The organism is Pseudomonas sp. P1_C12 (assembly GCF_056406435.1).
The window spans coordinates 377742-398140 of sequence record NZ_JBFUAE010000005.1; the positions used below are offsets into that span (position 1 = coordinate 377742).

The 20399-nt window shown below is 60.0% G+C and carries 17 protein-coding genes and 1 pseudogene; 13 read left to right on the forward strand and 5 right to left on the reverse strand.

All coding sequences use genetic code 11. From position 1 onward, the window contains the following. The first annotated feature begins 22 nt into the window (after positions 1 to 22). The 6 genes and pseudogenes from purT to AC1D19_RS12155 form a co-directional block, all read left to right on the forward strand. Positions 23 to 1204: a formate-dependent phosphoribosylglycinamide formyltransferase gene (gene purT / locus AC1D19_RS12130; protein ID WP_477763312.1), complete on the forward strand. Its 1182-nt coding sequence runs from the start codon at positions 23 to 25 to the stop codon at positions 1202 to 1204. Positions 1205 to 1410: 206 nt separating this feature from the next. Continuing rightward, on the forward strand, positions 1411 to 1959 hold the full coding sequence (locus AC1D19_RS12135) for a hypothetical protein (RefSeq protein WP_046040989.1): 549 nt from the start codon (positions 1411 to 1413) through the stop codon (positions 1957 to 1959). Positions 1960 to 2175: 216 nt separating this feature from the next. Beyond that, the gene (gene guaB / locus AC1D19_RS12140; protein WP_008053208.1) at positions 2176 to 3645 is read left to right on the forward strand and encodes an IMP dehydrogenase; all 1470 of its coding nucleotides are present in this window, start codon (positions 2176 to 2178) and stop codon (positions 3643 to 3645) included. 99 nt (positions 3646 to 3744) lie between these two features. Next, positions 3745 to 5322, forward strand: a complete 1578-nt coding sequence (guaA, locus tag AC1D19_RS12145) for a glutamine-hydrolyzing GMP synthase (protein WP_008053207.1) — start codon at positions 3745 to 3747, stop codon at positions 5320 to 5322. Positions 5323 to 5500: 178 nt separating this feature from the next. Beyond that, entirely contained in the window at positions 5501 to 6193 is a 693-nt protein-coding gene (locus tag AC1D19_RS12150) for a hypothetical protein (protein WP_477763313.1), read from the forward strand. Between the two features lie 42 nt (positions 6194 to 6235). After that, a pseudogene (locus AC1D19_RS12155) lies at positions 6236 to 6598 on the forward strand (Fic family protein); the annotation flags it as partial. A gap of 106 nt (positions 6599 to 6704) precedes the next feature. Here AC1D19_RS12155 and treR read toward each other — a convergent pair. Next, a complete protein-coding gene (treR, locus tag AC1D19_RS12160; protein ID WP_477753502.1) occupies positions 6705 to 7409 on the reverse strand; it encodes a trehalose operon repressor in 705 nt (234 codons plus the stop codon). Positions 7410 to 7646: 237 nt separating this feature from the next. On the opposite strand from treR, the gene treP reads away from it, so the two are divergent. The 7 genes from treP to tadA all read left to right on the forward strand — a co-directional run bounded on the left by treP (position 7647) and on the right by tadA (position 17170). Then, a complete protein-coding gene (gene treP, locus AC1D19_RS12165; protein WP_477763314.1) occupies positions 7647 to 9089 on the forward strand; it encodes a PTS system trehalose-specific EIIBC component in 1443 nt (480 codons plus the stop codon). An 82-nt stretch (positions 9090 to 9171) separates the two neighbouring features. Further along, positions 9172 to 10821 carry an alpha,alpha-phosphotrehalase gene (treC, locus tag AC1D19_RS12170; protein ID WP_477763315.1) on the forward strand — a complete coding sequence of 550 codons (1650 nt, stop codon included), beginning with the start codon at positions 9172 to 9174 and terminating at the stop codon, positions 10819 to 10821. 108 nt (positions 10822 to 10929) lie between these two features. Next, positions 10930 to 12153: a carbohydrate porin gene (locus AC1D19_RS12175; RefSeq protein ID WP_477763316.1), complete on the forward strand. Its 1224-nt coding sequence runs from the start codon at positions 10930 to 10932 to the stop codon at positions 12151 to 12153. A gap of 145 nt (positions 12154 to 12298) precedes the next feature. Further along, positions 12299 to 14833 (forward strand): phosphoenolpyruvate--protein phosphotransferase, encoded by a 2535-nt coding sequence (ptsP, locus tag AC1D19_RS12180; RefSeq protein ID WP_477763317.1) that lies wholly within the window; start codon positions 12299 to 12301, stop codon positions 14831 to 14833. A gap of 2 nt (positions 14834 to 14835) precedes the next feature. Continuing rightward, the gene (locus AC1D19_RS12185) at positions 14836 to 15126 is read left to right on the forward strand and encodes a PTS sugar transporter subunit IIB (RefSeq protein ID WP_477763318.1); all 291 of its coding nucleotides are present in this window, start codon (positions 14836 to 14838) and stop codon (positions 15124 to 15126) included. Between the two features lie 170 nt (positions 15127 to 15296). Next, positions 15297 to 16673, forward strand: coding sequence for a multicopper oxidase family protein (locus AC1D19_RS12190; RefSeq protein ID WP_477763319.1), 1377 nt, complete (start codon positions 15297 to 15299; stop codon positions 16671 to 16673). Continuing rightward, on the forward strand, positions 16673 to 17170 hold the full coding sequence (tadA, locus tag AC1D19_RS12195; protein WP_477763320.1) for a tRNA adenosine(34) deaminase TadA: 498 nt from the start codon (positions 16673 to 16675) through the stop codon (positions 17168 to 17170). The genes AC1D19_RS12190 and tadA overlap by 1 nt, the downstream gene beginning before the upstream one ends. Positions 17171 to 17299: 129 nt before the next feature. On the opposite strand, the gene cmoB is transcribed toward tadA, so the two are convergent. From cmoB to AC1D19_RS12215, 4 genes are all read right to left on the reverse strand, one after another. Beyond that, a complete protein-coding gene (gene cmoB, locus AC1D19_RS12200) occupies positions 17300 to 18256 on the reverse strand; it encodes a tRNA 5-methoxyuridine(34)/uridine 5-oxyacetic acid(34) synthase CmoB (protein ID WP_477763321.1) in 957 nt (318 codons plus the stop codon). After that, a complete protein-coding gene (gene cmoA / locus AC1D19_RS12205; RefSeq protein ID WP_477763322.1) occupies positions 18253 to 18996 on the reverse strand; it encodes a carboxy-S-adenosyl-L-methionine synthase CmoA in 744 nt (247 codons plus the stop codon). Before cmoA ends, cmoB begins: the two co-directional genes overlap by 4 nt. Before the next feature lie 166 nt (positions 18997 to 19162). Further along, a complete protein-coding gene (locus tag AC1D19_RS12210; protein WP_477763323.1) occupies positions 19163 to 19804 on the reverse strand; it encodes a lysoplasmalogenase in 642 nt (213 codons plus the stop codon). A gap of 2 nt (positions 19805 to 19806) precedes the next feature. Beyond that, the gene (locus tag AC1D19_RS12215; RefSeq protein WP_477763324.1) at positions 19807 to 20199 is read right to left on the reverse strand and encodes a protease inhibitor I42 family protein; all 393 of its coding nucleotides are present in this window, start codon (positions 20197 to 20199) and stop codon (positions 19807 to 19809) included. Positions 20200 to 20399: the final 200 nt, after the last annotated feature.

The window sequence follows — 20399 nt, forward strand, 5'->3', positions numbered from 1 at the left end:
TCCGCTCCTTGAGGACTTTCAGATGACCCGTATCGGAACTCCATTGTCGCCCACCGCGACCCGCGTATTGATGTGTGGCTGTGGCGAGTTGGGCAAGGAAGTGGTGATCGAGCTGCAACGCCTGGGCGTTGAAGTGATTGCCGTGGACCGCTACGCCAATGCGCCGGCCATGCAGGTGGCGCACCGTAGCCACGTGATCAACATGCTCGATGGTGCTGCCTTGCGCGCCGTGATCGAAGCCGAGAAGCCGCACTTCATCGTGCCGGAAATCGAAGCCATCGCCACCGCTACCCTGGTGGAACTGGAGGCCGAAGGTTTCAACGTGATCCCGACTGCCCGCGCCGCGCAATTGACCATGAACCGCGAAGGCATCCGTCGCCTGGCCGCTGAAGAACTGGACCTGCCAACCTCGCCGTACCATTTCGCCGACACCTTCGAGGACTACAGCAATGCCGTCGAAGACCTCGGTTTTCCGTGTGTGGTCAAGCCGGTCATGAGTTCCTCGGGCAAGGGCCAGAGCCTGTTGCGCAGCGTCGATGACGTGCAGAAAGCCTGGGACTACGCCCAGGAAGGTGGCCGTGCCGGTAAAGGTCGGGTGATCATCGAAGGCTTCATCGATTTCGACTACGAAATCACCCTGCTGACCGTGCGCCACGTCGGCGGCACCACCTTCTGCGCGCCGGTCGGCCACCGTCAGGAGAAGGGCGACTATCAGGAGTCCTGGCAGCCGCAAGCCATGAGCCCGATTGCCCTGGCTGAATCCGAACGTGTCGCCAAAGCTGTGACCGAAGCCCTGGGTGGCCGTGGTCTGTTCGGTGTCGAGCTGTTCATAAAAGGTGATCAGGTGTGGTTCAGCGAAGTCTCGCCGCGCCCGCACGACACCGGCCTGGTCACCCTGATCTCCCAGGACCTGTCGCAGTTCGCCCTGCACGCTAGGGCCATTCTCGGTCTGCCGATTCCGTTGATCCGTCAGTTCGGGCCTTCGGCCTCGGCGGTGATCCTGGTGGAGGGGCAGTCGACGCAGACCGCTTTCGCCAACCTGGGCGCTGCCCTGAGCGAACCGGATACCGCGCTGCGCCTGTTCGGCAAGCCTGAAGTCAACGGTCAACGCCGCATGGGCGTGGCCCTGGCCCGCGACGAATCGATCGAAACCGCCCGCGCCAAGGCGACCCGTGCTTCGCAGGCGGTTGTCGTAGAACTGTAAAAAACTCTCCGGCGGGCCTATACCTTCTATGGGCTCGCCGCAATTCACTGTAGGAGCGAGCCTGCTCGCGAAAGCGAATTCATAGTCGACATTGATGTTGACAGGCTTTGCGCTATCGCGAGCAGGCTCGCTCCTACAGGGGTTGTTGATCGACCGGCATCAGATTTACCCGCAAGACCCTTCATTAAAGCTCCAGGCCTGTACCCATGAACTCCCAAAGCATCATCGTCCCGAAAATCTCCACCCTGCCGGTCCACGAACCCCGGGCCCGGGCCGTCGTGCGCTGGCTGGTGCGCAAGAACATCATCGAGGAGGAGCTGACCACTTGCGGCCGCACCGGCAATCGCATGGCCCACGCCATCGCCGACGGTGCCCGCGCAGTGGTCCTGCACCCCGAAGCCCTGCCGTTCGGCGAGCCGATCAATGGCCTGGAGATCATCACCAAGCGCTGCATCTATACGCCAGCCAAGGGTTTCCTTGAAGAAGCGGGCTGCGCCGAGTGCCGCAAGGAAGTCGGTGAAGCCCTGTTCGAAAGCCTGGAAGACTGGATGCCGGGGCGCACCGACAACTTCACCTGCCCCGAATGCGGGCATGAAGACGACATCAACGGTTTCCTGTTCCTGCAGGAATGCGGCTTCTCCAACCTCGGTTTCATCTTCAATAACTGGGCCGAAGCCGGGTTCAAGCAGAGCTTTATCGATGAATTCGCCGATTGGCTCGATCAGCCGGTCAGCTGGGTGAAAGTCGAACTTTGAACACTGCATCCCCTGTAGGAGCTGCCGCAGGCTGCGATCTTTTGATCTTGTTTTTTAAAAATCAACAWCAAAAGATCGCAGCCTGCGGCAGCTCCTACAGGGGCGATATGTTCCGTATATCTATAAGGTCGATAATAGATAGAGTTTTACATTGAACCCGAGGGGGTGTCTGACTATAATGGCGCGCTTCCATTTTCCCGCTCGGGAGCCCCCGCGATGCTGCGTATCAGCCAAGAAGCTCTGACATTCGACGACATTCTCCTAGTGCCCGGTTATTCCGAGGTGCTTCCTAACGAAGTCAGTCTCAAGACCCGCCTTACCCGTGGCATCGAGCTGAATATTCCACTGGTTTCCGCTGCCATGGACACCGTCACTGAAGCCCGTCTGGCAATCGCCATGGCTCAGGAAGGTGGTATCGGTATCATCCACAAGAACATGACCATCGAGCAGCAAGCTGCCGAAGTCCGCAAGGTCAAGCGTTACGAAGCCGGTGTGGTCAAGGACCCGATCACCATCGTCGCCGACGCCACCGTGCGCGAGTTGTTCGAACTGACCCGCATGCACAACATCTCCGGCGTTCCGGTGCTGCACAATGGCGACCTGGTCGGCATTGTCACCTCCCGTGACGTGCGTTTCGAGAACCGTCTGGAAGCCACTGTCCGTGAAGTGATGACGCCTAAAGAGCGTCTGGTCACGGTCAAGGAAGGCGCCGACAAGAACGATGTGCGTGAACTGCTGCACAAGCACCGCATCGAGCGCGTGCTGATCGTCGACGACAAGTTCGCCCTCAAGGGCATGATGACCGTCAACGACATCGAAAAAGCCAAGGCTTACCCGCTGGCCAGCAAGGACGATCAAGGTCGTCTGCGTGTTGGCGCAGCAGTCGGCACCGGTAAAGACACCGGTGACCGCGTTGCCGCGCTGGTCGCTGCTGGCGTTGACGTGGTGGTAGTCGACACCGCTCACGGTCACTCCAAGGGCGTGATCGACCGCGTTCGCTGGGTCAAGCAGAATTTCCCTGAAGTGCAGGTCATCGGCGGCAACATCGCCACCGGCGCTGCCGCCAAGGCCCTGGCCGAAGCTGGCGCTGACGCAGTCAAGGTCGGTATCGGCCCTGGCTCGATCTGCACCACGCGTATCGTCGCCGGTGTCGGCGTGCCGCAAATCAGTGCCATCGCCAACGTTGCTGCTGCCCTTGAAGGCACTGGCGTACCGTTGATCGCCGACGGCGGCATCCGTTTCTCCGGTGACCTGTCCAAGGCCATCGTAGCCGGTGCTTCCTGCGTGATGATGGGCTCGATGTTCGCCGGTACCGAAGAAGCGCCGGGCGAGATCGAACTGTTCCAGGGTCGCTCGTACAAGGCTTACCGCGGCATGGGTTCGCTGGGCGCCATGTCCCAGGCCCAGGGTTCCTCCGACCGCTACTTCCAGGACTCCTCGGCAGGCGCCGAGAAGCTGGTTCCGGAAGGTATCGAAGGGCGTGTTCCGTACAAGGGCACCCTGAGCGCCATCATCCATCAGCTGATGGGCGGCCTGCGTTCATCGATGGGCTACACCGGTAGCGCCGACATCGAAGAGATGCGCACCAAGCCTGAGTTCGTGCGGATCACCGGCGCCGGTATGGCCGAATCCCACGTTCACGACGTGCAGATCACCAAGGAAGCGCCAAACTACCGCGTAGGTTGAGCCTTCAAGCAACAAGCTAAGCAACCGGGGCTGTTTTATTCAGCCCCGAGTTGTTTCTGAATCACGACTGTTTCTGAATGACTTAGACGAGACTGAATCATGGCCCTCGATATTCACGCTCACCGCATCCTGATCCTCGACTTCGGTTCCCAGTACACCCAACTGATCGCCCGCCGCGTGCGTGAAATCGGCGTGTACTGCGAACTGCACCCGTTCGACATGGACGAAGATGCGATCCGCGAATTCGCTCCTAAAGGCGTCATCCTCGCCGGCGGCCCAGAGTCGGTTCACGAAGCCAACAGCCCGCGCTGCCCGCAAGCCGTTTTCGATCTGGGCGTGCCGGTCTTCGGTATCTGCTACGGCATGCAGACCATGGCCGAGCAACTGGGTGGCAAGGTTGAAGGTTCCGAGCTGCGTGAGTTCGGTTATGCCCGCGTAGACGTGGTCGGCAAGAGCCGCCTGCTCGATGGCATCGAAGACCACATCGACGCCGACGGCCTGTTCGGCCTCGACGTGTGGATGAGCCACGGTGACAAGGTCACCCGCATGCCGGAAGACTTCCACATCCTGGCCAGCACCCCGAGCTGCCCGATCGCCGGCATGTTCAGCGACGAGCGTCGTTACTACGGCGTGCAGTTCCACCCGGAAGTGACCCACACCAAGCAGGGCGGCCGCATCCTGTCGCGCTTCATCCTCGACATCTGCGAGTGCGAAGCACTGTGGACCCCGTCGAAGATCGCTGAAGACGCCATCGCCCAGGTTCGCGCCCAGGTCGGCACCGATAACGTCCTGCTCGGCCTGTCCGGCGGTGTGGACTCGTCCGTGGTTGCCGCGCTGCTGCACAAGGCCATCGGCGATCAGCTGACCTGCGTATTCGTCGACAACGGCCTGCTGCGCCTGCACGAAGGCGAGCAAGTGATGGCCATGTTCGCCGAGAACATGGGCGTCAAGGTGATCCGCGCCAACGCCGAAGAGCAGTTCCTGGGCAACCTGGCCGGCGAAGCCGACCCGGAGAAGAAGCGCAAGATCATCGGCCGTACCTTCATCGACGTGTTCGATGCCGAATCCTGCAAGCTGGACAACATCAAGTACCTGGCCCAGGGCACCATCTACCCGGACGTGATCGAGTCGGCTGGCGCGAAAAGCGGCAAGGCCCACGTGATCAAGTCGCACCACAACGTGGGCGGCCTGCCGGAAGAAATGAACCTCAAACTGGTTGAACCGCTGCGCGAGCTGTTCAAGGACGAAGTCCGTCGTCTGGGCCTGGAACTGGGCCTGCCGTACGACATGGTCTACCGTCACCCGTTCCCGGGCCCGGGCCTGGGCGTGCGGATCCTTGGTGAAGTGAAGAAGGAATACGCCGACCTGCTGCGTCGCGCCGACCACATCTTCATCGAAGAACTGCGCAAGGCCGACTGGTACCACAAGGTCAGCCAGGCGTTCGTGGTGTTTCAGCCGGTGAAATCGGTTGGCGTGGTTGGCGATGGCCGTCGTTACGCCTGGGTCGTGGCCCTGCGTGCCGTGGAAACCATCGACTTCATGACCGCGCGTTGGGCACACCTGCCTTACGAACTGCTGGAAACTGTCAGCGGCCGCATCATCAATGAAATCGAAGGCATCTCCCGCGTTACTTACGACGTGTCGAGCAAGCCGCCGGCGACGATTGAGTGGGAGTGATCCCGCACTAGAGTCATCGTTGCGAAAAGCCCCTGAACCGGTCTCGGTCAGGGGCTTTTTTGTGCTTCACTGCTTTTGAAACGTCTGTTTCTGTTACGTATAAAGTGAGCGACATGGCCAGCAGAAGTTTTATTTCGACAGGTGGTAAAGTATTCGCTCGCTGTCGGGAGGATTGAACATGAAGCTTGAAGAACGCGTGCGGATGGCCATCCAGCGCACGTCGGGTAATGTGATCCTGCGCGCGGATGTTGCATCGCTGGGTGGTCACTCTCAAGTTTCCGTCGCTCTTGATGAGCTGCAGAAAAAGGGCGTAATTGTTCGGATGGGCATTGGTGTTTATGCTAAAGCCCTCAGAAATCCTGACACCGGACTCATTACGCCTGTCGAGGATCTTGAAACACTGGCGGTCGAAGCATTTAGACGGTTAGGCATGAGCGCTTCAGTGCAAACGACGCCTTCAGAACAGCGCCGTTCGGTCGCCCGCAAGGAAGCGAAAATATGCGTGCAGGGCAATCGCCGAATCCGTCGAAAATTGTCGTTGGGCGGAAGGTCGGTGGTTTACATCAATGAACGAGCGCTCTCCCGGAAAGCGAAAAATACAGTAAGGCGTCATCCTGAAACCGGTGACTTGATCATTCCGACTGTTGGCCTCAAACGGTACGTGCTGGATCTGGCCGAGCTCAGCAAGGTTTCCTACATCAAAACATATGCCGATGAATGGGCGGAGAATGTCTCGAGATTGGCTGGGGATGATGTTCGTACCGACTCAATTGAGCAGTTGGTCATTGCGTTGAAAAAAGAGAAAAAGGTCACTGGCACAGAAGCGGTTCATCTACTCGCCAACTATTTGAGAGAAAGAAAGAGTGTTTGACCCATTCAAGGATTTCGACGCGAAGGGATATCTCAGAAATGGATGGGTTTTTTTGCCTATGGTCATCCGTTCCTGGATGGCAATGGCCGAACAATGCTCGTGGTTCACTCGGTGTTGTGTGATCGAGCAGGGTTTTCTATCAACTGGAGCCGGACGACAAAGTCCGCTTACCTGTCGGCGTTAAGTGGCGAGATCGAGACGCCCGACAAGGGAATCCTGGATGATTACTTGAAAGACTTTATCGAGCCGCCTCTGGATCCGGGCGAATGGGAAGCTGCCATTCAGTCAGTTAAGGGGCTTGATGGACTCGTTTCGGTGGACACTATTGAAGGAACCTTCGATGACCCGGCCATTTCGCAGAAGTATCAGGAGTTCGATAAGCGCAGGGGTTACAAGATCGATTGATTTTTAACTGCCAGTGTCAGGCAGCTAGCACATCCCATCCTATTCGTTCGTGCAAGTTAAACGCACGTGACCGCCTTCATTTCCCCTTATCAGGCTGTAGCGCATCTCAGCGCCGAGCCACATCCGAAAAGTAGAACTTGTCCAGGGTATGCCGCGATTCGGTGTACTCGAACTGCCTCCCATCCTGCAAAAACGTCTGGTTGCTGACCACGATCACATGGCTCTGGCCGTCGAGGTCCAGGTGTTGCTGGTCGTCCTTGCTGAGGGGCACCGCTTCGATGGTGCGCTGGGCGTAGGCGATTTGCAGTTGCAGGGTCTGCTCGATGAAGGCGTAGATCGATTGTTCGGCGATGTCGCGGGACAGGCCGGGAATCACGTCGCTGACGAAATGGTTGATGTCGAGGATCACCCGTTTGCCGTCGATTCGCCGCACGCGCTTGATCCGCGTGATCAGGCTGCCTTCTTCAGCCTTGATGTGTTCGAGCAGTGGGCCTTCGAGGGGAATCTGGGTGAATTCGACCACCTCGGTGCTGACGTCGTTGCCCAGTCGCGGGTAGGTTTCCTGGAAGCTGACGATACCGCCGAGCTGAAATTCGATCGGGTTGGTCGACAGCACGAAGGTGCCTTTGCCATGGACTTTCTGCGCAAAACCGCGCTCCTGCAATTGCTCGATGGCCTTGCGCACGGTGCCGCGGCTGGCTTGATAGCTGTCCATCAGTTCGGTTTCGGAGGGCAATCGGGCGCCGCGTTCCAGACGTTCGGTCGTGATGCTGGCAAGCAGATCGCTGTAGATCTGGTTGTATTTACTCATGGGGATGGCTCTATGCCGCGCTGTGCTCAAGGTTTCGAACCTTAAGGGCAGGGTAGGGGTTTGTCCATGCGGCTTTGGGTTTCTTTGACTTCGGATGTAGGAAATATCGCTGCCTGTCAGGTTCAGGATAAACAAAATCAAACTCGTCTGTACGAGTTGTTGCAATAACTCGTACAGACGAGTACTTTTCGTTTCGGCGTGCTGCCAATAACAAAAAACTACAGTGGAAGAACAAGCATGAGCCACGACTATCCGAATATCGTCACTGAGCTGCTGCACAGCCTCGGTGGCAGCGACAACCTCGAGCAGGCCGCGCATTGCGTCACACGGCTGCGCCTGGCCCTCAAGGACCCGAGCCTGGTCAACAGCGCCACGCTGAACCAGATCGATCTGGTCAAAGGCTCGTTCTTTACCGGCGGCCTGTTCCAGGTGGTCATCGGCCCCGGCGAAGTGGAAAAGGTCTACGCCGAGCTGCGCCGGCAAACCGGTCTCGCCGCCTCGACCATCGCCGACGTTAAACAAAAAAGCGCCGACAAGATCCACCCGATGCAGCGATTGGTGCGGGTATTTTCCGACGTGTTCATGCCGATCCTCCCGGCGCTGATCATTGCCGGCCTGCTGATGGGCATCAACAACCTGATCGGCGCCAAGGGCATGTTCATCGAGGGCAAGACCCTGCTCGATGCCTACCCTAAGCTTGACGGGCTCTGGAGCCTGATCAACCTGATGGCCAACACCTCGTTCGTGTTTCTCCCGGCGCTGGTGGGCTGGTCGGCGGCCAAACGCTTTGGCGGCAGCGAAATCCTCGGCATTGTGCTCGGCCTGATGCTGGTGCACCCGGATCTGCTCAATGCCTGGAACTACGGCAAAGCAGTGGCGGGGCTGGAGGGGCAAAGCCTGCCGTACTTCGACATCCTCGGTATGTTTCAGATCGAGAAAGTCGGTTATCAGGGACAAATCCTGCCGATCCTGCTGGCGGCCTACGTGATGAGCGTGATCGAAAAGTGGCTGCGGGCGCGGGTGCCTAACGCGGTGCAATTGCTGGTGGTGCCGATCACTACCATCGTCGTCACCGGTGTGCTGGCGCTGGCGGTGATTGGCCCGGTAACCCGTCATCTGGGGATTCTCATCACCGAAGGCGTGGTCACCCTGTTCGACCTGGCGCCCATGGTCGGCGGCGCGATTTTCGGGCTGCTCTACGCACCGCTGGTGATCACCGGCATGCACCACATGTTTCTCGCGGTCGACCTGCAACTGATCTCCACTCAGGGCGGCACATTCATCTGGCCGATGATCGTCATGTCCAACCTCGCCCAGGGCAGCGCGGCACTGGCGGTGTTCTACATGACCCGCAGTGTGCGGGACAAGAGCATGGCCTCGACCTCGGCGATTTCTGCCTACTTCGGCATCACCGAACCGGCCATGTTCGGGGTCAACCTGCGCTACAAGTTTCCGTTCTATGCGGCCCTGATCGGCTCGGCGCTGGGCAGCATTTTCCTGTCGCTGAACAAGGTCCAGGCCTCGGCGATCGGCGTCGGCGGATTGCCCGGTTTCATCTCGATCATTCCGCAGTTCATTCCGATGTTCGTGATCGGGATGGTGATTGCCATGGTCGTGCCGTTTGTTCTGACCTGCGGGTTGAGCATGAAGATTGTCCGGCCCGGGTATCGGGTCGCCTGATAGATCGCATTCGCCTGTAGGAGCTGCCGAACCTTCGGCAGCTCCTACAGGGCCAGCACATATTCAAAAAGGAAATAGCGCCATGCAAGACTGGCAACGTTCGGTGATCTACCAGATCTACCCGAAGAGTTTTCACAGCCACGCCGGCAACCCCACGGGGGATTTGCTCGGCGTCGTGGCCAAGCTCGATTACCTGCACTGGCTGGGTGTCGATTGCCTGTGGATCACGCCGTTCCTGCGTTCACCCCAGCGCGACAACGGTTACGACATCAGCGATTACTACGCCATCGACCCGAGCTACGGGACCATGGCCGACTGCGAGTTGCTGATCGCCGAGGCCGGTAAGCGCGGGATCAAATTGATGCTCGACATCGTGGTCAATCACACCTCGATCGAACACACCTGGTTCCAGCTGGCCCGCAGCAGCCTCGATAACCCCTACCGCGATTTCTACATCTGGCGCGACCAGCCGAACAACTGGGAATCCAAGTTCGGCGGTTCGGCCTGGGAGTACGAGGCCCAGACCGGTCAGTACTACCTGCACTTGTTCGACCACACGCAGGCCGACCTGAACTGGGACAATCCCCAGGTGCGTGCCGAAGTCTTCAAGATGATGCGTTTCTGGCGCGACAAAGGCGTGGGCGGTTTCCGACTGGACGTGATCAACCTGATCTCCAAACCGGCGGACTTCCCCGAAGACAACAGCGACGGTCGGCGCTTCTACACCGACGGCCCGAACGTCCACGACTACTTGCAGCAAATGCACCGTGAAGTGTTCGAAGGCCATGACCTGATCAACGTCGGCGAGATGTCGTCCACCAGCCTGGAACACTGCATCCGCTATTCACGGCCAGAGTCGAAAGAGCTCTCGATGACCTTCAACTTTCATCACTTGAAGGTTGATTACCCGAACCTGCAAAAGTGGATTCGCGCCGATTTCGACTTCCTCGCACTCAAGCGCATCCTCTCCGACTGGCAAACCGGTATGCAGGCCGGCGGCGGTTGGAACGCACTGTTCTGGTGTAACCACGATCAGCCACGGGTGGTCTCGCGTTTTGGTCATGACGGTGAGCATCGGGTGGTGTCGGCGAAGATGCTCGGTACGGCGCTGCATTTCCTGCAGGGCACGCCGTTTGTGTATCAAGGTGAAGAACTGGGCATGACCAATCCGGGGTTCGATCACATCGATCAGTACCGCGATGTCGAAACCCTGAACATTCACCGGCTCAAGCGCGAGGCCGGTGCGAGCGACGCCGACAACATGGCGGCGATCATGCAGAAGTCCCGGGACAACGGTCGCACGCCCATGCACTGGAACGCCGAGCCTAACGCCGGTTTCAGCGCTGCCGAACCATGGATCGGGGTGCCGGCCAACGCGGCGCAGATCAACGTCGCCCACCAACTCGACGACCCGGATTCTGTGTTGCATTACTACCGTCAGCTGATCGCCCTGCGCCGCCGTGAAACGCTGATGTCCTACGGTGTGTATCGGCAGTTGTTGCCTCAGCACACGCAAATCTGGGCGTACGTGCGTGAAGGCCATGGCGAGCGTTTGCTGGTGCTGAACAACTTCTACGGCACGCCGTGCGAAGTCGAAATGCCGGATGAGGTGATTAGCGAAGCGATGGCGCAACGGCTGGTGATCAGCAACTACCCGGACTGTCCGCTGCGCAATCAGCAGGTGTTTTTACGGCCGTTTGAGTCGTTCGTGCTGCACCTGACTAACCACTAGCCCTTAACCAATAAAAGCACCGTTTCAAAAAACACGCAGAACACTGCGCGGGGGAGTTTTGCGCGCCGTTTTTTGCTGCATCACACAATAAAAATAATGAGGTGGTTCTTGAAAACAACAATAAATCGCAGCCTTGTAGCGGCGGGCGTGTGCCTGGCATTACCACTGTCAGCCCAGGCGCTGGAGTTCTCCGGTTACTTGCGCAGCGGCGTCGGGACCTCGGTTAACAGCGGTGAGCAGCAGTGTTTCCAGTTGCAGGGAGCGCAGTCCAAATACCGCCTGGGTAACGAATGTGAGCAGTACGCTGAACTTGAACTGCGCCAGGATCTATACACCCTGGACGATGGTTCGGTGCTCAGCGTCGACGGCATGGCATCGCTGTATAACCAGTACGACAAGGACCTGACGTTCAACGGTGACAACGGCTCGGTGCGCATGCCCCAGATGTACGCGCAATGGTGGAACATGCCCAGCCTCAACGGCGGTTCGCTGTGGGCCGGTCGGCGTTACTACAAACGGAACGATATCCACATTTCCGACTTCTACTACTGGAACCAGAGCGCTACCGGCGGCGGTATCGAAGATGTGCTGATCGGCGATCTGAAGTACAGCTACGCCTTTTCGCGCAAGGACAACCTGTACCAGAAGGACTACATCAACCGTCACGATTTCAACGTCGCCGGCTTCAATACCAACCCGGGCGGCGAACTGGAATTGGGCCTGAGCTACATCGACAAACCCGACAGCCGCGACGCTCATCGTGGTTGGGCGATCACCACCCAGCATGTGCAGAAGGGCTTTCTGGGCGGCAAGAACAAACTGGCCTTTCAGTACGGTGAAGGCCCCGGCACCGGGTTGGGCTATACCGGTAACGTGAAGTTGGACGACAGCAGCAAAAGCTACCGGGTGGTGGAGTTCTTTGACTGGCAAGTGACGCCACGATTTGGCGGGCAGGTCGAAGCGGTCTATCAGAAAGACATTCGCCCGGATGGTGCTGACCAGAACTGGATTTCCCTTGGGATTCGCCCGGCGTATGCGCTCACCGAGCAGTTCAAACTGCTGACCGAACTGGGCCACGATCAGGTCGAAGCCACGGGCGGGACGCGTAAGCTGAGCAAGTTCACCTTCGCCCCGACCTGGTCGCCCAAGGGCCCGGAATTCTGGGCGCGCCCCGAGGTGCGTCTGTATTACACCTATGCCAGCTGGAACGAGGCGGCCAAACGGGCGGCCAACGAACTGGCGGCGGGTTCGGCGTTGTCCGACACCGGCACCTTCGGCACGGCGCGACACGGTTCGAACGTCGGATTGCAGGTCGAGTATTGGTGGAAATAAACGCCGCATGACCCCGGGTAGGAGCTGCCGAAGGCTGCGATCTTTTGGCGTCCTTGAGGACGCCAAGATCAAAAGATCGCAGCCTTCGGCAGCTCCTACCGGGTACCGCACGTATTTTATAAAGAACAAAACAGCAGGTGACGTCATGGCTACACCCCAACAATTGCAACTGCTGGCACCCTTGTCCGGCGTGCTGATGCCGCTGGATATGGTGCCCGATCAGGTGTTTTCCAGTCGCGTGATCGGCGACGGTCTGTGCATTGATCCGACTTCGCAAACCTTGTGCGCACCGCTGGCCGGGGTGATCAGCAATGTGCAGGTCAGTGGGCATGCCGTCAGCATCACCGACGACAATGGCGTGCAGGTGCTGATGCACATCGGCCTCGATACCGTGAACCTGGCCGGCAAGGGTTTCACCCGGTTGGTGGAGGAAGGTCAGCGGGTAGTAGTGGGGCAGGCGCTGATCGAGTTCGACGCCGATTACATCGCCTTGAACGCCCGCAGTTTGTTGACCTTGATGCTGGTGGTCAGCGGTGAGCCGTTCACCTGGCTGACACCCGAAACGGGTGTGGTGGAAAGCGGTCAGCCGCTGCTGAGTCTGAATCCATCCGCAGAGGCGGCCGATGAGCCGATGCCGGAGGAGGGCGAAGCGCTGTTCTCCAAACCGGTGACGCTCCCCAATACCAACGGTTTGCATGCTCGACCTGCGGCAGTGTTTGCCCAAGCGGCGAAAGGCTTTTCGGCGAGTATTTACCTGCATAAACAGCAGAACAGCGCGAACGCCAAATCCTTGGTGGCGATCATGGCTTTGCAGACCGGCCATGGTGACATCCTGCAGGTCAGCGCAGAGGGCGCGGATGCCGAAATGGCGATCAAGACGCTGGCCGAGTTGCTGGCCGCCGGTTGCGGGGAAGTCGTGACGGTGATGGCAGAGGTTGAGACGGTTGCTGCTGAGGCCTCATCGCTGAAGGTGCTGCGCGGCGTCTGTGCATCGCCGGGGTCGGCGTTTGGCCAGGTGGTGCAAATTGCGGAGCAGACCCTCGAGGTGAGTGAGTCCGGCGTCAGCCCTCAGGTTGAGCGCGAACACCTGTCCCGGGCGTTGGCGGCGGCGGTTCTGGCCCTGCAGCAGTTGCGTGACAACGCCACGGGCGACGCTCAGGCAGACATCTTCAAGGCGCATCAGGAACTGCTCGAAGACCCTGGCCTGCTGGATCAGGCACTGGCACTGATCGATGCAGGCAAAAGCGCCGCTTTCGCCTGGCGTGCGGCCACCGAGTCGACGGCAGCCTTGTTCAAAAGCCTGGGCAATGCCTTGCTGGCCGAACGGGCTGCCGACCTGGCCGACGTCGGTCAACGGGTACTCAAGTTGATTCTCGGTGTAGAAGATCGTGCGATGGAGTTGCCGGACGGGGCGATTCTGATTGCCGAGCAACTGACGCCCTCCCAAACGGCTGGTCTGGACACGCGCAAGGTGCTGGGGTTCGCCACGGTCGGCGGTGGAGCTACCAGCCATGTGGCGATTCTCGCGCGGGCCTTCGGCTTGCCGGCGATCTGCGGCTTGCCGGTTCAGGTGCTGGCACTGGCCAACGGCACGCGGGTGTTGCTCGATGCCGACAAGGGCGAGTTGCAGCTGGATCCTGAACTGACCGCCATCGAGCAGTTGCAAACCCATCGTCAGCAGCAAAAGAAACGCCAGCAATACGAGCTGGCCAATGCAGGGCTGGCTGCCTGTACCCGTGATGGGCATCACGTTGAAATCACCGCCAATATCGCTTCGCTAGCCGAAGCCGAACAGGCGATGGCGCTGGGTGGCGAGGGCGTCGGTCTGTTGCGTTCGGAGTTTCTTTATCTGGATCGCAATCATGCGCCAAGCCATGACGAGCAGGCTTCCACCTACAGCGCCATCGCCCGCGCCCTGGGGCCCGCGCGCAATCTGGTGGTGCGCACCCTGGATGTCGGCGGTGACAAACCGTTGGCCTACGTGCCGATGGACCACGAAACCAATCCGTTTTTGGGTATGCGCGGGATTCGTTTGTGCCTGGAGCGTCCGCAGCTGTTGCGCGATCAGTTCAAGGCAATTCTGAGCAGCGCCGGACTGGCTCGCCTGCACATCATGCTGCCGATGGTCACGCAGCTGTCGGAGTTGCGGTTGGCCCGTCAGCTGCTTGAAGAAGAGGCGCTGACATCAGGGCTCACGGAACTGCCGAAACTGGGGATCATGATCGAAGTACCGGCGGCGGCGTTGATGGCTGACCTGTTTGCACCCGAGGTGGATTTCTTCTCCATCGGCACCAACGACCTGACCCAATACACCCTGGCCATGGACCGCGATCACCCACGGCTGGCCAGTCAGGCCGACAGTTTTCATCCCTCGGTGCTGCGCTTGATTGCCAGCACCGTGAAAGCCGCTCATGCCCATGGCAAATGGGTCGGGGTGTGCGGCGCCCTGGCTTCGGAAAAACTGGCGGTACCGCTGTTGCTGGGGCTTGGCGTGGATGAGCTGTCGGTGAGCGTACCGTTGATTCCGGCGATCAAAGCGGCGGTTCGCGAAGTGGACCTGCTGGATTGTCAGGCCATCGCCCAGCAGGTGCTGGGGCTGGAAAGTGCCGAGCAGGTACGCGAGGCATTGCGGCAGCACCACGAGGCAACGGTCAATACTTCACTGGTTCTGGAGAACTGAGCATGTTCGAGAAAATGCAGCGGGCGTTCTGGAAAGCTTTGACGCCGGACCTGGTGGTGGATGAGCCGAAAGTGGTGGCTCAGCCTGTTTGCGGTTTGGCCCCGAATGTCGTGGCCGCCCTGGGCGGTGTGGATAACCTCAAGACGCAACAGCCAGTGGCGCTGACCCGGGTTCGGGTTGAACTGCGGGATGTGGCGCGGATGGATCGGCAGGCGTTGACGGCGGCGGGGGTGCCGGGGGTGATGACGCTGGAGGATGGAGTGGTTCATTTGATCACCGGTCTTCAGGCGTAACCGTAATTCTGTGGCGAGAGGGCGAGCCCCCTCGCCACAGATGCATTGCCACCTGTGATCTGACTGTGATCATCCGCCGCGCTGCCCTTACTGTTTCTCAACCGCAGGTGTATCGTATTCGCCTTTTGCAGGCCCCTCGCCTGTGGTTGATACGTGAGGTAGTTGAGTTCATGTCCTTTACCCGTCGCCAAATCCTCGGTGGCCTGGCCGGTCTTGTTGTCGTTGGTGTCGGAGCCGGTGGCGCGTCGCGTTACTGGCTGGGCAAGATGGCCGATGCTGACGCCGGTCATGACTACGAGTTGATCGCTGCGCCGCTGGACGTTGAGCTGGTGGCCGGGCACAAGACTCAGGCCTGGGCGTTCGGCCCGTCCGCACCGGGGACCGAGTTGCGGGTGCGCCAGGGTGAATGGTTGCGGGTACGCTTCATCAACCACCTGCCAGTCGCCACCACCATTCATTGGCACGGCATTCGTCTGCCGCTGGAAATGGATGGCGTGCCGTACGTCTCGCAACTGCCGGTGCTGCCGGGTGAATACTTCGATTACAAATTCCGCGTGCCGGATGCCGGCAGCTACTGGTATCACCCGCATGTGAACAGCAGCGAAGAGCTCGGCCGTGGCCTGGTGGGGCCGTTGATCATCGAAGAGCGTGAGCCGACCGGTTTCAAGTATGAAAAGACCTTGAGCCTCAAGAGCTGGCATGTCGATGACGTCGGCAATTTCGTCGAGTTCAGCATTCCCCGTGAAGCGGCCCGTGGCGGTACGGCGGGGCGCCTGGCAACCATCAACGGTGTGCCGCAAGCGATGATCGACTTGCCGGCCGGGCAGATCACCCGTGTACGCCTGCTCAACCTCGATAACACCCTGACTTATCGCCTGAACATTCCCGGCGTCGAAGCGCAGATCTATGCACTGGACGGCAACCCGGTCGAGCCACGACCGCTCGGCAAGGAGTACTGGCTCGGTCCGGGCATGCGTATTTGCCTGGCGATCAAGGCCCCGCCGGCCGGTGAGGAGTTGTCGCTGCGCAACGGCCCGGTACGCCTGGGTACGTTCCGTTCGGTGGCCAATGCCGATGCGCCGACCGAGTGGCCGCCGGCACTGCCGGCCAACCCGATCGCCGAGCCGGACCTGGCCAATGCCGAGAAACTCAACTTCAATTTCGAATGGGTCGGCTCGGTATCGGTCAACGTTGATAACGGCAAGCCGCCGAGCCTGTGGCAGATCAACGGCAAGGCCTGGGACATCAGCGACAAGACTTGCGCCGACCGCCCGATTGCCAAACTTGAGAAGGGCAAGAGCTACATTTTCGAATTGAAGAACATGACTCAGTACCAACACCCGATTCACCTGCACGGCATGAGCTTCAAGGTCATTGCCTCGAACCGGCACAAGGTCATTCCGTATTTCACCGACACCTACCTGCTGGGCAAGAACGAGCGCGCGCAGGTAGCGCTGGTGGCGGATAACCCGGGTGTATGGATGTTTCACTGCCATGTGATCGACCACATGGAAACCGGCCTGATGGCCGCCATCGAGGTGGCGTGATGCGTCAGATTCGTCCCGCCGCCATCATCGACCGCAGCCGTGATCGCGAGTTCATGCGTGAAGCCCTGGCACTGGCGGCCCAAGGCGCGGCCCTTGGCGAAGTGCCGGTGGGCGCGGTGCTGGTGCAGAACGGGGAAATCATCGGGCGCGGTTTCAATTGCCCGATCAGTGCCAGCGACCCGAGCGCTCACGCCGAGATGGTCGCCATCCGCGCCGCCGCCCAGGCCGTGAGCAACTACCGCCTGCCGGGCAGTACGCTGTATGTGACGCTGGAGCCGTGCAGCATGTGCGCAGGCCTGATCGTGCATTCGCGGATTGCGCGGGTGGTGTACGGCGCGCTGGAGCCGAAAGCCGGGATCGTGCAGAGCCAGGGGCAGTTCTTTACCCAGGGCTTTTTGAATCACCGGGTGTTGTATGAAGGCGGGGTGTTGGCGGAGGAATGTGGGGCGGTGCTCAGCGAGTTCTTCAAGGCCCGCCGCGCCAAACCTTCTGAATAAGACAGTGAGCCCTGTAGGAGCTGGCTTGCCAGCGATAGCGGTGAATCGGTCGACATCAATGTTTGATTTGCCGACGCCTTCGCTGGCAAGCCAGCTCCTACAGGGTAATTCGGTGTTCGGGGGATTGGGTTACTTCTTCGCCACAATCACTGCCCGCATCGGCGCCGGCAAACCTTCAACGGTCTTGCTGTGATCCTCGGGATCGAGGAAGTCACTGAGCGACTGATACTTCATCCACTCCGTCCCGCGCTGTTCCTCGACCGTGGTGGTGCTCACATCCACGCACTTCACGTCCGTGAACCCTGCACGACGCAGCCACAACTCCAGCGCCGGCACCGACGGCAGGAACCACACGTTGCGCATCTGCGCGTAGCGGTCTTCCGGCACCAGCACCTGATGCTTGTCGCCTTCGACCACCAGCGTTTCCAGCACCAGTTCACCACCTTTGACCAGGCAATCCTTCAGCGCCAGCAAATGTTCGATCGGCGAGCGGCGGTGGTAGAACACGCCCATGGAAAACACTGTGTCGAAACCTTCGAGGTTTGGCGGCAGGTCTTCGAACGGGAAGGGCAGGTGCCAGGCATTCGGCTCGGACAGGTAACGCTGCACCGCCTGGAACTGACAGAAGAACAGCCAGTTCGGATCGACACCGATCACACTGTCGGCACCGGCGCCGAGCATGCGCCACATGTAGTAGCCGTTGCCGCAGCCGACATCGAGGATGCGCTTGCCCGCAAGGTCCAGGTGCGGGGCGACCCGCGACCATTTCCAGTCCGAGCGCCATTCGGTGTCGACGTGCACGCCGAACAGGTCGAACGGCCCCTTGCGCCATGGCGACAGGCCCATCAACGCAGTGCGCATTTGCGCGCGGGTTTCATCGTCGCAATCGGTGTCCAGCTTCAGGCCATTGAGCAAATCGACTTCACTCGGCTGGATCTTCGGCAGGGCGTCCAGTGCGCTTTGCCAGCGCTCCAGATCGCCATGACCTTTTTCCATTTTCTTGTCGAGTTGTGCTTGCAGGGTGATGGCCCAGTCGGCCAGCGGGGTGCCGGCCAGACGGCGGGCGAGGGGGGACAGATCAATCATGGCAAGGCAATCAACGAGGCAAAGTTAAGACACTGGAACCACGGCACGACTTTCGAGAACCCGGCGGCCAGCAGGCGCTCGCGGTGTTCTTCGAGGCTGTCGGGCTTCATGACGTTTTCGATGGCGCTACGCTTCTGGGCGATTTCCAGCTCGCTGTAGCCGTTGGCGCGTTTGAAGGCGATGTGCAGATCGGTGAGCAGTGCGTGTTCCTGCTCGTCTTCGAAGCGCAGTTTTTCCGAGAGGATCAGGGCACCACCGGGCAACAGCGACTGACGGATGCGCGACAGCAACGCCGTGCGCTGGTCCGGGGCGATGAATTGCAGGGTGAAGTTCAGCGCCACCACCGAGGCCGGCTGGAACTCCAGCGCGAGAATGTCGCCTTCGATCACCTCGACCGGCAGCAACTCCTGGAACATCGAATCCTGCCCGTTGAGGTACTCGCGGCAGCGTTCGACCATCGCCGCGGAGTTATCCACAGCGATCACCCGGCAACCATCGGTGCGCACGTGCCGGCGCAGGGCCTGGGTCACGGCACCCAGCGACGAGCCCAGGTCGTAAAGCACGCTGTCCCGCTGGGCGAACTGCGCGGCAAGCACGCCGAGGTTTTCGACGATGGTCGGATAGCCCGGCACCGAGCGCTTGATCATGTCCGGGAACACCCGCACCACGTCCTCGTTAAAGGCGAAGTCAGGCACCTGGGCCAAAGGCTGGGCGAAAAGGCGATCGGGTTCTTTGCTCACGGCGGTTCCAGCGGTGCAGGTGGAAAAGGCCGGCATTTTAGCCAAGTTGGCGCGGGGATGCGCGGGTTGTCTGATAAAGCGCCAAATCAAAAGATCGCAGCCTGCGGCAGCTCCTACCCTGCAAACGCGATCCCTGTAGGAGCTGCCGCAGGTTGCGATCTTTTTCTCATGCTGGTTGCGTTTTTTTGCTGAAAGCCGAGGCAGTGATACCCCATTGCCCCAGCCAATAGCTGAGGATGATCACATAAGGCGCGGCATCGAACGGCACCACAAACCGGCTGATGCCAATCACGCTGTCGGAGAACACGAACGCCACTGCGCCCGCTGCTGCCCACAGCGCCGAACGCTTGGGCACCTCGGTGCCGAGCCGGGCCAGTGCGCGCCAGAGCATGGCGCTGATGGCCAGACCGTAGACGATCACCGGAACCAGCAATGGCCCCAGTCCATGATTGATCAGGATCCCCAGCAGTACGGCACCAACACCGAGGGCGACAATCAGCGACAACAGCGCCAGACGCCGGCAGTCGCTCAAGTATGCTTTCAGATAGGCCAGATGAGCGACCAGAAACGCGCCCAGCCCAAATATAAACAAGTCCCCCGGCCACGCCAGCAACACGTCGCCGACCAGGGAGAAAATCAACCCCAGGCTGATCCAGCGCCGATATTCACCGGGCGGAGCGTCATGCAACCAGCCGAGCAAGGCCAGCACGGGCAGCGGTTTGACCAGCAGGCACAGCAGAGACGCATGCACGCTCAGGCCGTAAAGAAAGGTCACCGCGCCCATCAGCGCCAGAATCAGCCAGCCCACGGTCAGTTAACCGAGATCGCGCAGTCGAACGAGTCCACCGGCAGCACTTCCGGCGCCCACGGCTGTTGCGAGGTCAGGCGCAAACGCCCGGTGCCGGTCGCAAAAGCCTGAAAGCGCCAGGTCGAGACCCCGGCTGCGCCGACGATGCCGGCATCTTCCGGGTTTCGATAAACCTCTGGCCCCAGGGCGTGCAACACGCCGCCGGCCGAATCCTGGATCGCCCAGCGATAGCCCGTGGTCGGATTGCTCGGCAAGGCCAGGATCAGGTTTTGCCCGTTGGTGAGTTTCACCGGACATTCGCTTTGGTTTTCCACTGTCACGTTGTGCGCAGGTTGCGTGGCACATCCGGCCAGCAGGGCGAGGGCGAAGGGGGCAAGCAGGCGAATGGAGGACATAGGCTCAGGGGCTCCGGCGTTCACGACGAACGGCGAGCATAACTTAAGATGAGACAAAGTGTGATGGCCAGCCAAGGGCTGCAGTGCCAGGACTGACGCTTTCGCTGGCAAGCCAGCTCCTACAGGGTTTTGCAGTGAACACACATTGTGTGAACAGCGCCAACCACTGTAGGAGCTGGCTTGCCAGCGAAAGCGGTGGT